13 protein-coding genes are annotated in these 13,333 nt (G+C 67.5%); 6 read left to right on the top strand and 7 right to left on the bottom strand.

Annotated elements, in window-relative coordinates:
• Nucleotides 1-499 precede the first annotated feature (499 nt).
• A complete protein-coding gene (locus AB4059_RS11750) occupies nucleotides 500-2,284 on the bottom strand; it encodes a DEAD/DEAH box helicase (RefSeq protein WP_498979154.1) in 1,785 nt (594 codons plus the stop codon).
• A gap of 76 nt (nucleotides 2,285-2,360) precedes the next feature.
• Between AB4059_RS11750 and AB4059_RS11745 the strand changes: the two genes are divergently transcribed.
• Nucleotides 2,361-2,579, top strand: a complete 219-nt coding sequence (locus AB4059_RS11745; protein WP_498979153.1) for an RNA-binding S4 domain-containing protein — start codon at nucleotides 2,361-2,363, stop codon at nucleotides 2,577-2,579.
• Nucleotides 2,580-2,583: 4 nt separating this feature from the next.
• Here the strand turns inward: AB4059_RS11745 and AB4059_RS11740 are convergent, their stop codons facing one another.
• Complete coding sequence (locus AB4059_RS11740) at nucleotides 2,584-4,038, bottom strand: hypothetical protein (protein WP_498979152.1); 1,455 nt, start codon at nucleotides 4,036-4,038, stop codon at nucleotides 2,584-2,586.
• Nucleotides 4,039-4,081: 43 nt separating this feature from the next.
• Nucleotides 4,082-5,236, bottom strand: a complete 1,155-nt coding sequence (locus tag AB4059_RS11735; protein ID WP_498979151.1) for a COG3904 family protein — start codon at nucleotides 5,234-5,236, stop codon at nucleotides 4,082-4,084.
• 147 nt (nucleotides 5,237-5,383) lie between these two features.
• Between AB4059_RS11735 and AB4059_RS11730 the strand changes: the two genes are divergently transcribed.
• Nucleotides 5,384-6,694: an aminotransferase class V-fold PLP-dependent enzyme gene (locus AB4059_RS11730; protein ID WP_498979150.1), complete on the top strand. Its 1,311-nt coding sequence runs from the start codon at nucleotides 5,384-5,386 to the stop codon at nucleotides 6,692-6,694.
• A gap of 3 nt (nucleotides 6,695-6,697) precedes the next feature.
• Here AB4059_RS11730 and AB4059_RS11725 read toward each other — a convergent pair whose 3' ends face one another.
• Together AB4059_RS11725 and AB4059_RS11720 are read right to left on the bottom strand one after the other, a co-directional pair.
• Nucleotides 6,698-7,162: a hypothetical protein gene (locus AB4059_RS11725; RefSeq protein WP_498979149.1), complete on the bottom strand. Its 465-nt coding sequence runs from the start codon at nucleotides 7,160-7,162 to the stop codon at nucleotides 6,698-6,700.
• A 231-nt stretch (nucleotides 7,163-7,393) separates the two neighbouring features.
• Nucleotides 7,394-7,588 (bottom strand): hypothetical protein, encoded by a 195-nt coding sequence (locus AB4059_RS11720; RefSeq protein ID WP_498979147.1) that lies wholly within the window; start codon nucleotides 7,586-7,588, stop codon nucleotides 7,394-7,396.
• A 224-nt stretch (nucleotides 7,589-7,812) separates the two neighbouring features.
• On the opposite strand from AB4059_RS11720, the gene AB4059_RS11715 reads away from it, so the two are divergent.
• Nucleotides 7,813-8,352, top strand: a complete 540-nt coding sequence (locus tag AB4059_RS11715; protein ID WP_498979145.1) for an EF-hand domain-containing protein — start codon at nucleotides 7,813-7,815, stop codon at nucleotides 8,350-8,352.
• A 12-nt stretch (nucleotides 8,353-8,364) separates the two neighbouring features.
• Here the strand turns inward: AB4059_RS11715 and AB4059_RS11710 are convergent, their stop codons facing one another.
• Complete coding sequence (locus AB4059_RS11710; protein ID WP_498979144.1) at nucleotides 8,365-9,588, bottom strand: alkaline phosphatase family protein; 1,224 nt, start codon at nucleotides 9,586-9,588, stop codon at nucleotides 8,365-8,367.
• A 44-nt stretch (nucleotides 9,589-9,632) separates the two neighbouring features.
• On the opposite strand from AB4059_RS11710, the gene AB4059_RS11705 reads away from it, so the two are divergent.
• From AB4059_RS11705 to AB4059_RS11695, 3 genes are read left to right on the top strand one after another with little or no spacing between them, the layout of a single operon-like run.
• Entirely contained in the window at nucleotides 9,633-10,160 is a 528-nt protein-coding gene (locus AB4059_RS11705; protein WP_498979142.1) for a YybH family protein, read from the top strand.
• 36 nt (nucleotides 10,161-10,196) lie between these two features.
• Nucleotides 10,197-11,867 (top strand): urocanate hydratase, encoded by a 1,671-nt coding sequence (gene hutU, locus AB4059_RS11700; protein WP_498979141.1) that lies wholly within the window; start codon nucleotides 10,197-10,199, stop codon nucleotides 11,865-11,867.
• A gap of 10 nt (nucleotides 11,868-11,877) precedes the next feature.
• Complete coding sequence (locus tag AB4059_RS11695) at nucleotides 11,878-12,366, top strand: OsmC family protein (protein ID WP_498979139.1); 489 nt, start codon at nucleotides 11,878-11,880, stop codon at nucleotides 12,364-12,366.
• Here the strand turns inward: AB4059_RS11695 and AB4059_RS11690 are convergent.
• On the bottom strand, nucleotides 12,323-13,312 hold the full coding sequence (locus tag AB4059_RS11690; RefSeq protein ID WP_498979137.1) for a transglutaminase family protein: 990 nt from the start codon (nucleotides 13,310-13,312) through the stop codon (nucleotides 12,323-12,325). The two genes, AB4059_RS11695 and AB4059_RS11690, sit on opposite strands and share 44 nt — an antisense overlap.
• Nucleotides 13,313-13,333 lie beyond the last annotated feature (21 nt).

Below are 13,333 nucleotides of genomic sequence, written 5' to 3'. Positions count from 1 at the left end.
GATCGATTCGCGCCGACTGCCAGCACTCCAGATGGACGGAACGTCGCCCACCTCGGCGCTCGCGTCGTCGCGCATGGTCGCCTCTGGCAGGCGACGTTCCTCGCAGCGATCTGAGGGAAAAGCGGACGACGACGCTGCAAATTCTCGCAGCGCATCCGCTTCACCCATCAAATCGCCGCGAAGGCGCCGATGCCCGAGAGAGGACATCGCGCTTGCGAGGACCAGCACCCACGCGAGTCGAGATGTCCTCGACGGGCGAGGCGCCGGCCCGTCTGGTGTGCTGGCTGTAGGCGCGCAGGCCTAAATTCGCGACGCCCCCATTCCCCACAGTGGTGTCGCGCAACCTGACGCCTGGTGCGCGGTGGTCGTCGCGTTGGAGGGCCTCATTGCGGAGCGTGAGCTCTTGCGGAGCAATGAGGCCCTCCAACGCGGCGGCACGCCGCGCCAATCTGGTGGAGTCGACCCCAACCAACCGCGCAACCTTCAACGCACCCGCTTCTCAGCGCCGAGGAGGCGGCCCCTTCCGATGCGGCCGAGGCGCAGGCCGATGCGCGGGCAGCGGCGAATCCCCGGCCTTCGACAAACGCATCATCTGCCCAGCCACCCGCACCTTCTGTAGATGCGACATCAACTCCGGCGGCATCCCTTCTGGAAGATCGAGCAACGAAAAATCATCGTGGATATCGATCCGCCCGATGAACTTGCTCTCCAGATCCGCCTCGTTCGCGATCGCGCCGACGATGTTGCCGGGCTTCACCCCGTGCCGATACCCGACCTCGATCCGATAAGTCTCCATCCCCTCCGCAGGCGCCTGCCGCGGACCGACATCGCGCTTCTCGCGCGGCGCACGCTCCGGACGATCCCCGCGCTCGAACGCCGGACGCTGCGGACGCTCCCCGCGATCGAACGCAGGACGCTCCTCGCGCGCCGCACGCGGCTTCTCCGGCGCGAGCAACAAGGGCGAACGCCCCTGCACCATCTTCGCCAACGCCGCGGCGATGTCGCCGACCGGCACGTCGTGCTCGCGCTGGTACTTCAGGATCAGATCGCGGAACAGATCCAGCTCGTTGCCCTCGACCTTCAACGCATCGGTGATGCGTCCGAGGAACTTCGCCACGCGCTTGTCGTTGACCGCTTCGACGCTCGGCAACTGCATCTCTTCGATCGGTTGGCGCGTCGCGCGCTCGATCGAGCGCAACATGCCCTTCTCGCGCGGCGTCACGAACAGGATCGCTTCACCGCTGCGGCCCGCCCGGCCCGTGCGGCCGATGCGGTGCACGTAACTCTCGGTGTCGTAGGGAATGTCGTAGTTCAACACGTGGCTGATGCGCTCCACGTCCAGGCCGCGCGCGGCGACGTCGGTGGCGACCAGCACGTCCAGGTCGCCATCCTTCAGGCGCTGGATGGTGCGCTCGCGCGTCTTCTGTTCGATGTCGCCGTTGATCGCCGCGGCGGCCAGGCCGCGCGCCGACAATTTTTCCGCGAGCTCCTCGGTCGCCATCTTCGTGCGCGCGAACACGATCATCGCGTCGAACTTCTCGGCTTCCAGGATGCGCGTCAACGCATCGAGCTTGTGCATGCCGGCGACGAACCAATAGCGCTGGCGAATGTTGGCGGCCGTGCTGGTCTTCGACTGGATGGTCACTTCGACCGGATCGCGCAAATAGGTCTGCGCGATGCGACGCACCTGCGAGGGCATCGTCGCGGAGAACAGCGCGATGCGGCGGCCTTCCGGCGTCTTCTTCAGGACCGCCTCGACATCGTCGATGAAGCCCATCCGGAGCATCTCGTCGGCTTCGTCCAACACCAGGGATTTCAGGTTCGACAGATCCAGCGTGCCCTTGTCCAGGTGATCGATCACGCGACCGGGCGTACCGACCACGACATGGACGCCGCGGCGCAGGGCCGCCAGCTGCGGCGTATAGCTCTGCCCGCCGTAGATCGGCAGCACGTGGAAGCCCGGCATCTTCGCGGCGTACTTCTGGAAGGCCTCGGACACCTGGATGGCCAGCTCGCGCGTGGGCGCCAGCACCAGCGCCTGCGGCTTGGTCTGGGTGAGGTCCACCTGCGCGAGGATCGGCAGCGCGAAGGCGGCCGTCTTGCCGGTGCCGGTCTGGGCCTGGCCCAGCACGTCGCGGCCCTGCAGCAGCGCGGGGATGGTGGCCGCCTGGATGGGCGAGGGAGATTCGTAACCGACCGCATCGACGGCCGCCATCACGGCGGGAGGCAGGCCGAGATCGGCGAATCGCAGGGACGGGGCGGCTTCGCCGGCGGGGGTCGACATGGGCACTCCGGCCTCTTGGGGGGCGCTATTGTGCGCCCTTGGCCGTGACAGTGCCTTCTCCGCCCCGAGGACCCCGATGCAACGCCTTCAATTCGCCCTGGACGGGCACGACTACGTCGAGCTCCACCAACTGCTGAAACTCGTCGGCATCGTCGACAGCGGGGGCGCGGGCAAGCACCTGGTCGCCGAGGGCGAAGTCGAGGTCGATGGCGTCGTGGAGTTGCGGAAGAGCTGCAAGATCCGCGCGGGGGCGCGGGTGACCGTGGGCGAGGTCGGGATCGATGTGATCGCTTGAGGCCTTACTGGATCAACGTCGCCCGCAGGAACGCTTCGCGCGAAATCCGGTAATCCGCACTGCCGCCCGGCATGCGCGCACGCACGTGCGCTTCGTTGGCGTCGACCGAAATCAACAGCGCGGTGCGCGGCGCGTTGTGCATCGTGAACACCTGCAGCATGTGCCCCTGCATCGCCGGCAGATCGTCCCACGCCAGGCGTCCACCCGGCGCCACCGCCGGCGTGGCCGTCGGCAGCGACGAGGCGTATTGCGGCTGCACCTCGGCCGGCGCATTGCCCGCCACCGGAGAAGCGACGATGGCCGACTTGATCGTCGACACATTGCCGACCGACGGCACGGTCCCGCCGTTTTCCTTCGTCAAGGCGGCGAACGTCGCGCCGTCCCCCGCGTCGAGCGGCCGCGGCGCGGTCCCGCTGAACACCACCTCGCCCTGCTGGCTGCCGTGCTCGAGCCGGGCCGCCATGCGCAACAACGCACTGCCATTGCGCCGGGCCTGCTCACGTTCGCTGCTGTGCAAGGGCGTGGCATACGTGCCGCCGAACGCAAGCTGCCCACCATTGGTGGCGAAATCGCGATACGCCGCGACCGACTGCGCATCCGCCTGCAGCCCGCGCGTCTCCAGCAAACGCTGCACCGACATCATGTGCCGCGCGACGAACGTCGCCTCGTCGATCCCATCCTGCCGCGCGCAGAACGCGTTGCGCGCATGCACGAAGCCCTGGTCGCTCACGTCCCAACGCTCGGAAACGGTGGACGTGGCCGCTTTCCCCATCTGCAACAGGCTCGTCGGCGCGGCGAGCGTTTCGGCGCGATCGTATTGCAGGCGCGAAACACCCGGCGTATCGAGCACCAGCCGCGTTTCGATGCGGCTGTCGGCTTCGCGCAGATTGATGTCGAACGCGGTGGGGCCGGCCTGCAGCCCCATCGTGCCCAGTTCCTCGCGCACGAAGAAGGCATGGCGGGAGCAACCTTCGCTTTCGAAGGGCGAGGCGCTCATCGCGCCGACCGGCCCCAGCGTGCCGAGCGAAGGATCGAAGCCCGCGCGCGTGGTGAAGCCTTCGAAGGCGATATGCCATTCGGACAACTGCGCCTCGTGGAGCTTCGGGTCGAGCAGGTTGCGCACGTAGAACATCCAGCCGTCGGGCGCGTGCACGCGCATGCGCTCGAAGCGCAAGGTGTTGGTGTCGCCGGCGAAACTTTCGGAGCTGGTGTCGGCCGAGAGGGTGGGCGTGCTCAGGTACACCGCGATGTCGTCGACGATGACATCGCCGCTGGGATCGAACCACACCCGGCCCATCGTGGTGTCGCCGTCTGCGAACACCTGCGCCAGGCTACGCGCCGCGAGTTGCCGCGCCTGCGCGTACACCATCCATCCGGCGCCGCCGAGCGCGAGCGCACCGGCCAGCAGGACCCAGCGCGCGCGCCCGCCGCGCGCCTTCTTCGTCGCCTTGCGCCCCATCGAAAATCCCCTGCTCCCCCCGGAACGGGGCACACGCTAGCACCTATTCACGGTGCTTTGCGGGACCGACTTCCGATTCCTTCACATCCTCGGCCTTGGTCGCGACTTCCAGGGCCTTGTGCTCGGCATCCTTGTCGACGGTGCCATCGGCCGGCTTGGCATCCAGGGCCGCCAGGGGGCTGTCGGCCGGGCATTTGTCGTCGGGGAAACCGAACTTCGGCCGCAACGCGCGGCCGCAGTCGTTGATCGCGTCCACGCCGGTCTCGAGCGTCGCGCACTTCTCTTCGTAGGTCCGGTAGAAGCCGTCCAGGCGGCGCGCGAAGTCCAGGCCGCAGCGGCGCACCAGCCGGATGCGGTCGAGATCTTCCTGCGCCGCGTTGCGCCCGGTCAGGCCGTATTCGTTCAACTCGTCGGGCGTCAGCAGGCGCAGGCTGCGGTTGGGCACGGTCATCATGAAGTCGGCGATCGCCACGCCCGCACCGTTGCGCTGCAGGTAGTCCTTCATCGCTTCGTGGACTTCGTGCAGTTCGGCGCTCAACTCGGCGCGCGAGGAGGCTTCGGACTGGATGCGGATGATGCGGTGGATCCCGACCGCACCGGAGATCACGCGATCGTCGCCGCCGGCGAGCAGCAGCACGCACGCGCTGTGGCAGACCGCGTTTTCGCGCACCCAGATGGTCCAGCCGGCTTCGGCCATGATGTCGCCGGCGCGGATCGCATCTTCGACCTGGCCGCCGCTGGAATCGATGTCGAGGATGCGCTGCGGGATGTCCATGCGCGCGGCCATGTTGCCGACGCGCTCGATGAGCGAGGTGAAATCCCCTGCGACGCGGCCGCGATACCGCAGGCGCACCACGCCGGCGTCCTTGCACGGCAGCATCGCGTCGAGCACGGAGAAGAAGGACAGGTCGGAGAAGGTTTCGCCATCGCCCTGTTCGACGTACTCGGTGCTGCAACTGATCGATGCGGTGCCCGAGGTCAGCTTCGCCTCGGGCCACTCGGTGGTGTTGGCGATGTTCGCCTTTTTCTTCGGCGGCGGTGGCACGTCGACGGAAACCGCGCCGAAATCCTGCGTGTTGTCGGCGCTGGTCTGCGTGTTCGGCGGCTTTGGCGGCCCCGCATGCTCGGCCGTACAGCCCGCAGCCACCAGGGCGGCGGCGAGGACGGCGGAAAACAGCGGGAACCAGCTCGGGCGCATGACGGGAATCGAAGCAGAATTGATTGCGTCCAGTGTAGGCGTTGGGCACCGCCGTGGATCGAATCCGGCGTGAACCGCGAGGAGGATTGTCCGTTCCGGCACGAAGCATGCGTTGCCCCGGAGGTCATCGTCCGCCGGAGCGTGTTCATGGACCTCACCCGCCGCCGCTTTCTCGCCGCACCCGTCGCCCTCACGGGCACGCTGGCTGCCGGCTCCCTGCTGGCGGCGCTGGAGGCCGAAAGCACGCCCCTGCCCGATCTGTCGGACTGGGGCGCGGTGCGCGAGCAATTCGCGCTGGATCCGGCGTGGGCGCACTTCGCGACCTTCTTCATCGCCAGCCATCCGGCGCCCGTGCGCGATGCGATCGACACCTGGCGCCGTGCGATGGATCGCGATCCGTTCCACGTCATCGAACACGGCATGTTCGAAGAAGCCGACGCGAACGTGCCGCTCAAGGTGCAATCGACGATCGCCGATTACATCGGCGGCCGCGCCGAAGACGTCGCACTGACACGTTGCACCACTGAAGGCCTCGCGCTGATCTACCACGGCCTGCCGCTGCGCGCGGGCGATGAAATCCTCGCCACCACGCACGATCATTATTCGCACCACGAATCGATCCGACTGGCCAACGAACGCAGCGGCGCGACGACGCGCCGGGTCAAGCTGTACGACGATGCGAAGGACGCGAGCGTCGACAGCCTGGTCTCCAACCTGCTCGCCGGCGTCGGGCCGAAGACGCGCGTGGTCGGATTGACGTGGGTGCATTCGAGCACCGGCATGCGTTTGCCGATCCGCGAAATGGCCAGCGCGTTGAAGGCCAAACATCCCGACGTCCTGCTGGTGATGGACGGCGTGCATGGCATCGGCGCGGTCGACGAAACGCTGGCGACGCTGGGGCCGGATTACATCGCGGCCGGTACGCACAAGTGGATGTTCGCGCCACGCGGCACCGGCCTGTTGTGGTCGAACGCGGAGGGTTGGGCGCGCCTGCGCCCGACGGTGCCGAATTTCACCGACTGGGAGTCGTACAACGCGTGGGCCGAACAACGGCCGCCCAAAGGCCCGACCAATGCATCACGCGTGTCGCCCGGCGGCTTCCATGCCTTCGAACATCAGTGGGCGGCCTCGGCCGCGTTCGAAATGCATGCCGCGATGGGCCGCGCACGCGTGGCCAATCGCATCGCCGAACTCAACACGCGGATCAAGCAACAGCTGGCAGGACATCCGAAGATCCACGTGCATACGCCGCAGTCGCCGGATTTGTCGGCGGGCCTGGTCGCATTCGAAATCGACGGGATCAAGCCCGAAGACATCGTCAAGCGGCTGCGCGAGGAGAAGATCGTCGCGAGCACGAGTCCGTATGCGGTGACTTACGCCAGGCTCGCGGGAAGCTTGGCCAACACACCCGAAGAAGTGGACCGCGCCACGCAGGCGGTGGTGCGGATGGCCGGCTGAGCCTCAGGCGACCCAGCGGCCGTTGCGCAGGCCGGCGAGCAAAGTCAGCGCATCGGGCTCGGCCTGCGATTGGATCGGCGGCACGGGCTTGATGCGCGTGGGCGGCGAGAGCAACCAGTCGAGCGCTTCGGTGGTCGTGGTGAAGCGGCGGAAGCGGAAGTCGCGCGCTTCAGCCAGGCGCTCGACGGCGACATTGATGCGCGCGTTGTCCGGATACAGGTAGGCGATGCGGCAGCCCTTGAGCTTGCGCTCGCCCGCCAGGCGGCGCGCGAAGGCGGCGCTGGTTTCCAGCGAATCGTTGGCGCAACTGGCGCCGATCATGTCGACGAGGATGCGATACGGCCGTCCCTCGTCCAATTGCGCGATGACTTCATCCAGCGCGGCCTGGCGTTCTTCCACCCAGACCAGCCCCCACAGGGTCAGCACGGTCAGGCCCAGGTATTGGTTGACGTCGACTTCGTAAGGCATGCGCAATTCCCGGTGCGCGTCGCCCACCCCCTGCAGACGCTCGCGCCGGCATAGTGTTCCGCTGGGTTTGCGTGAATGCCGCAGGCGCGTCGTGCGCCTGTGCGTATCCGTGCGCTGGCGCACGTTTTGCGTGCACAACTGTGCGCGGCCGCACGCTCTGAGCTGAATGGATTTGATGTCCAACGGTAGCGCTGCGTTGAGCGCTGGTGGCGGTGCGCAAAAGCGCGCGCTTCAGTGCGCCGGATCGGACTCTTTCTCGGCGACCTGCTGCATCAGGGTCTCGCCTGCGGGCGTCAGACTGATGCCCTGCGCGCTCACGTCGACCAGGCCCGATTCCGACAACGCCTGCACGATGAACGGAAAGATGGGCTCCTTCCGTTCGAGGGCGTCGAGGATGAAGAGATATTCGTATTCGGTCGGCGACATGAAAAAAGATCGATCGGCTACGTGTTGGGCCCGAATGTTAGGAATCGCGCGGTGACAGCGAAGTGAGAAAAAAGCGCTGTAAGCGCCTGATATTCAGCCTGAACACGCAGTTTCGCGAACCGCGACGAAGACTGAACGGCACAGCTGCGCGGTCAACTGCGGGGGGGCTGCGGGCGTTCCCGGAACCACGCGCGGCGCCCCTGCCGCGCACGACGGAGTCCCAGATGAAGATCCATGCCCTCGCCGCGGCGGCGCTGATGCTCCTGTCCGCGCTGTCGTTCGCCCAGGCGCCGACGGGCGCCACGCAGGACCATCGCGGCATGCACCACGGCGGCCTCGAACGCCTCGACACCGACAACGACGGCCGCATCAGCCGCACCGAATTCGACGCCGGCCAGGCGCAGCGCGACGCGATGCGTGCCCAGCACCCCGAACGCGCCGCGCGCGCCGAAAAGCGCATGCATGAAGCGTCGACCTTCGCCGCGCTCGATGCCAACCGCGACGGCTACATCGTGCGTTCGGAAGTCACCGCGTACCACGAGCGCATGCGCCCGCAGCGCGCCGCCGAGCGCCAGGCGGCGTTCGACGCACGCTTCAAGGACGCCGACCTGAACCGCGACGGGAAACTCGGCCGCATCGAAGTGCAGGAAAAGATGCCGCGCCTGAGCGACCGCTTCGCGTGGCTCGACGACAACCGCGATGGTTTCCTCACGCGCGCCGAACTCGAAGCCGGGCACGCGGCGATGGCGCACGGCCGCCGTTGAGTGCCGAACGCGTCAACGCAGCGCGGGCGTGAACACGTCCGCGCTGCCATCATGTTCGCCGGGCGGCAGTTGCAGGAGGCGCGCCAGGAGCGGATAGACGTCGACGTTGTCGAACACCGGCAAGCGCATGCCCGGCACGAAGGACGGGCCCTGCGCGATGAACAACGCGCGCATCGACGCCAGCGCGGGATCGTAACCATGGGAACCACGCGCATGCGCGGGGCGTCGGGCCAGCGCATCGCGATAGCCTGCGTCCCAGCCTTCGTCCATCTGGCACAGGATCGGCGGTACGCGCGGATGCGTGCCGAAATGCCAGCGTTGCGGCAGTTCCGATTTGCGCCAGCATTCGTAGTGCGCATGGCGACCGAGCAATCGTTGTTCGGCATCGCGCGCATGTCCGCGTTTCGGCGTGAAGCCGACGACCTGCCCGGTCGAGACGACATCGGCATCGCGCAGATCGACCATGTCTTCGATCGCCACGACGTTGCCCGGCAGCACTTGCGCCATGCCGTGGTCGGAGACGATCACCAGATTGACGCGATCGCGCAGGCCACGCGCCTGCAAGCCGTCGACCAGGCGGCCGATCGAAGCGTCGATCCGCGCGAGCGCGCGGGTCATCTCCGGTGAATCGGGGCCGTCGTCGTGCCCGGTCTTGTCGAGCAGTTCGAAGTACAGCGTCGCAAGCCGGATGCGGGGCGCAGGTTCGGCGAGCCACGCAAGCACCTGGTCGACACGCGCGTCGTCGGGAAACGTGCTGTCGTACGCGCGCCAATGGGTGGGGCGGACACCGTGGATCGCCGCCTGCGAACCGGGCCAGAACATCGTCGCCGTCGCAAGGCCGTGTTTTTCCGCCGTCACCCAGATCGGTTCGGCGCCGTTCCACCAGCGTGCGTCGCCCGCGTTCGCCGCGTTGCTCGCCTTGAAGTCGCCCAGCTCCGCATCGTGCATCGTGTTGTGCACGATGCCGTGCCGATCGGGCCGCAGGCCGGTGACCAGCGTGTAGTGATTCGGGAAGGTCAGCGCCGGATAGGACGGGCGCATGCCCTCGGCGCGAACGCCCTGGTTCGCGATGCGCGCCAGGTTGGGCGTCAGCCCGCGGTCGAGGTCATCGGCGCGAAAGGCGTCGATCGAGACCAGCAGCACGGGCGGCGGCGCCTCCCCCGGCCGGGTGGAGGCACATGCGGTCAGCCCGAAGCTCAGCAGCAGGGCCAGCGCGGCCCGGAACAGGATCCCCATGGCGCAATGATACGGTGCGCGCTTCGCCCACCATGGAGTCGTTCATGCGCCTTGCCCTCGTCGTCGCAGCCCTCGTTGTTTCGTCCCCGGCCGTTGCGCAGGACACCGCGAAATCGCCCACTTTCAGCAAGGCCGAATGCGTGGTGTGGGCGCGCGAGCTCGCCTTCGCCGACAGCGTGAAACGGCACGATGCGAAAGCCTTCGCCGATTTCGTCAACACCGGCGCGGTATTCGGCGTGGGCTCGGGCTCGCCCGTGCGCGGCCGTGCGGCGGTCCTGAAGGATTGGGCCGGCATCATCGACGGGTCGGCGCTGGTGCTGTCGTGGTACCCGACCGCGGTGGCCATCGGCGGCGAAGGCGACATCGCCTACTCCACCGGCCGCGCGTTGCTCGAATCGCCCGCCGGCAAGACCCCCAGGCGGGTTTCGGTGTCGACCTTCGTTTCGACCTGGCATCGCGACAGCGACGGCAAGTGGCGCGTCCTGCTCGATGGCGGCGCCGCACCCCACCCCGCCAGCGACGCCGACGTCGCCTCCTTCCACGCCGAACGCAAGACCTGCCCGCAGGGCTGAGGGATAATCGCGGGTCCCCACGCGCCGGAGCGCTCGATGTCGACCCGCAAGGATTCCAGCCGCACGATCCGCGCCCCGCGCGGCAGCCAGTTGTCCTGCCCGTCCTGGCTGTCGGAGGCGCCGTTCCGCATGTTGCAGAACAACCTCGACCCCGAAGTGGCCGAGAATCCTGCAGAGCTGGTGGTCTATGGCGGCATCGGCCGTGCGGCGCGCGATTGGGAATGCTTCGACGCGATCCTCGCGTCGCTGAAGACGTTGCGCGACGACGAAACGCTGTTGATCCAGTCGGGCAAGCCGGTCGGCGTGTTCCCGACGCACGCCGATGCGCCGCGCGTGCTGCTCGCCAATTCCAACCTCGTGCCGCACTGGGCGACGTGGGAACACTTCAACGAGCTCGATAAGAAGGGCCTGATGATGTACGGCCAGATGACGGCCGGCTCGTGGATCTACATCGGCTCGCAAGGCATCGTGCAGGGCACCTACGAAACCTTCGTCGAGATGGGCCGCCAGCATTACGGCGGCGACCTCACCGGCAAGTGGATCCTCACCGCGGGCCTGGGCGGCATGGGTGGCGCGCAGCCGCTGGCCGCGTCGCTCGCGGGTGCGAGCTCGCTCAACATCGAATGCCAGCAGTCGCGAATCGACATGCGCCTGCGCACGCGTTACGTCGACGAACAGGCCACCGACCTGGACGACGCGCTGGCGCGCATCGAGAAGTACACCGCCGCGAGCGAAGCGAAGTCCATCGCGCTGCTCGGCAACGCCGCGGAAATCCTGCCCGAACTCGTGCGCCGCGGCGTGCGCCCGGATGCGGTGACCGACCAGACCTCCGCGCACGACCCCGTGCACGGCTATCTGCCGATCGGCTGGACGGTCGACCAGTGGCTGCGCATGCAATCGCAGGATCCGGTGCGCGTCAGCGATGCGGCGAAGAAGTCGATGCGCGTGCACGTCGAAGCGATGCTCGCCTTCGAGGACATGGGCATCCCCGTGTTCGACTACGGCAACAACATCCGACAGATGGCGAAGGACGAAGGCTGCACGAACGCGTTCGACTTCCCGGGCTTCGTGCCGGCCTACGTGCGTCCGCTGTTCTGCCGCGGCGTCGGCCCGTTCCGCTGGGTGGCGCTGTCCGGCGACCCGGAAGACATCTACAAGACCGATGCGAAGGTCAAGGAACTCATCCCCGACGACGCGCACCTGCATCGCTGGCTCGACATGGCGCGCGAACGCATCAGCTTCCAGGGCCTGCCCGCGCGCATCTGCTGGGTCGGCCTCGGGCTGCGGCACAAGCTCGGCCTGGCGTTCAACGAAATGGTGCGCAACGGCGAGCTCAGCGCGCCGATCGTGATCGGCCGCGATCATCTGGACAGCGGCAGCGTCGCCTCGCCCAATCGCGAAACCGAAGCGATGCGCGACGGCAGCGATGCGGTCAGCGACTGGCCGCTGCTCAATGCGATGCTCAACGTGGCCGGTGGCGCGACGTGGGTGTCGCTGCACCATGGCGGTGGCGTGGGCATGGGCTATTCGCAGCACTCGGGCGTCGTGATCGTCTGCGATGGCACCGAGGAAGCCGACAAGCGCATCGCGCGCGTGCTGTGGAACGACCCGGGCACCGGCGTGATGCGCCACGCAGACGCTGGCTACGAAATCGCGAAGCAATGCGCGAAGGAACAGGGGCTGAAGTTGCCGATGTTGTCATCGTAAGGAGAGCGACATGGTTGAATTTGCAACGCTTCCCCCCGGCCTCGACGAAGGCGAGGCGCTCGCGCATTCCGACAACACCGGCTTCCGCACCACGCTGGATATCGCAGGCCACGCGCTGGTGGCGGACGAGCCCGTCGCGGTCGGCGGCACCAACGCCGGGCCATCGCCGTACGGGCTGTTGTCCGGGGCGCTGGCGGCGTGCACGACGATGACGCTGCACCTCTACGCGAAGGCCAAGCACCTGGCCGTGACCGACATCCGCGTGCACGTGAAGCACGAAAAAGTGCATGAGGTCGATTGCGAACACTGCGAGCTGGATCCGAATGCGAAGGTGGATCGCCTTTCGCGCACGATCTGGATCGACGGCGCCATCGACGACAAGGGGCGCGAGCGCATGATGCAGATCGCCGACAAGTGCCCGGTCCACCGGACCTTGCAGGGGCAGATCCGGATCGTCACGACGGTGGGACCGGCGGCGGAGCCTCCGTCGGCGGGTTGAACCGCGAACGCGCGCGTTCGATCGCGCGCAGGTAGTCCGCAGTTTCCCCGGGCGTCGTCTGGCGCCATCCCAGCGCTTCGGCTTGCGCGAACAAGGCTGCGTTCGTCGCGCTTCGCTCGCGATACTCGGCGTGCCGCGCGCGCGGCACGTCGGCCGGGTCGGGCCATCGTTGGTGGAAGTCGCGGTCGAGGATGCGGCCGTGGAGGGAGCCCAGGCGCACCATCGCATCGACATCGTTCGGATCGATTTCCAACATGCGCCGGGCGATGCGCATGGCGCCTTCGAAATCGCCACGCCGCTCCAGCGCGGCAGCGACATCGGCGGACAGGACGGCGACCTCTTCGGCACGCGTGAGCGGCCGCAGGTACAGGCCATTGGCCAGCGCGCGTTCTGAAATGCCGGTCTCCCGCACGTACCCCGCATCCGATTTCAAGCCGCCGCCCGTCGCTTCGACGTTGATCCAGGCCCCGTCGTCGTCGCGCACCTTCGCGAACAGGTGGTGCGGTGCCTTGGCGAGCGCGACGGTCAACCCGATGCGCCGCCCGAGGATCGCGAAAAGCACGGGCATCGTGAGGCAATTGCCGCGCCGCGCGTCCAGGTAGGTCGACAGCAAGCGGTTGCGTGGCTGCCGCGCGAAGGGGTCGTCGAAGTCGTAGGTGAAAGGGCGATGCGCGTTCCATTCGCCTGCGACGTACAACACGCGCAATAACGCGTCGATGCGCACGCCGACGGAGGCATCGGGTGCCAGTTCCGCTGCGACGACGCGCTCCAGGTCTTCCACGGCGCGCAAGGCCGACGCGACATCGACGGTGCCATCGATCATCGCATCGAGCGCCAGCTTGGTCCGCGCCAGCCCCACGTCATCGACCAGCAAGGCGTCGACGCGCCCGACCATCGCGCCGGCGGGCATCGCCATCCAGACCAACAGGAGCAGCAGGAATCGCATGCGCGCAGCCTAACCAACGCG

This window comes from Lysobacter sp. 2RAF19, from assembly GCF_052115395.1.
Classification (GTDB): domain Bacteria; phylum Pseudomonadota; class Gammaproteobacteria; order Xanthomonadales; family Xanthomonadaceae; genus Noviluteimonas.
This window is presented reverse-complemented; position numbering and strand designations above follow the sequence as displayed.

Excerpts from the sequence above, each read along its gene's own strand:
- AB4059_RS11735 (WP_498979151.1), bottom strand. The coding sequence starts at position 5,236 with ATGCGCCCGAGCTGGTTCCCGCTGTTTTCCGCCGTCCTCGCCGCCGCC.
- AB4059_RS11705 (WP_498979142.1), top strand. The coding sequence starts at position 9,633 with ATGCGCCTTGCCCTCGTCGTCGCAGCCCTCGTTGTTTCGTCCCCGGCC.
- AB4059_RS11730 (WP_498979150.1), top strand. The coding sequence starts at position 5,384 with ATGGACCTCACCCGCCGCCGCTTTCTCGCCGCACCCGTCGCCCTCACG.
- AB4059_RS11725 (WP_498979149.1), bottom strand. The coding sequence starts at position 7,162 with ATGCCTTACGAAGTCGACGTCAACCAATACCTGGGCCTGACCGTGCTG.
- AB4059_RS11750 (WP_498979154.1), bottom strand. The coding sequence starts at position 2,284 with ATGTCGACCCCCGCCGGCGAAGCCGCCCCGTCCCTGCGATTCGCCGAT.
- hutU (WP_498979141.1), top strand. The coding sequence starts at position 10,197 with ATGTCGACCCGCAAGGATTCCAGCCGCACGATCCGCGCCCCGCGCGGC.
- AB4059_RS11720 (WP_498979147.1), bottom strand. The coding sequence starts at position 7,588 with ATGTCGCCGACCGAATACGAATATCTCTTCATCCTCGACGCCCTCGAA.
- AB4059_RS11695 (WP_498979139.1), top strand. The coding sequence starts at position 11,878 with ATGGTTGAATTTGCAACGCTTCCCCCCGGCCTCGACGAAGGCGAGGCG.
- AB4059_RS11745 (WP_498979153.1), top strand. The coding sequence starts at position 2,361 with ATGCAACGCCTTCAATTCGCCCTGGACGGGCACGACTACGTCGAGCTC.
- AB4059_RS11715 (WP_498979145.1), top strand. The coding sequence starts at position 7,813 with ATGAAGATCCATGCCCTCGCCGCGGCGGCGCTGATGCTCCTGTCCGCG.
- AB4059_RS11690 (WP_498979137.1), bottom strand. The coding sequence starts at position 13,312 with ATGCGATTCCTGCTGCTCCTGTTGGTCTGGATGGCGATGCCCGCCGGC.
- AB4059_RS11740 (WP_498979152.1), bottom strand. The coding sequence starts at position 4,038 with ATGGGGCGCAAGGCGACGAAGAAGGCGCGCGGCGGGCGCGCGCGCTGG.
- AB4059_RS11710 (WP_498979144.1), bottom strand. The coding sequence starts at position 9,588 with ATGGGGATCCTGTTCCGGGCCGCGCTGGCCCTGCTGCTGAGCTTCGGG.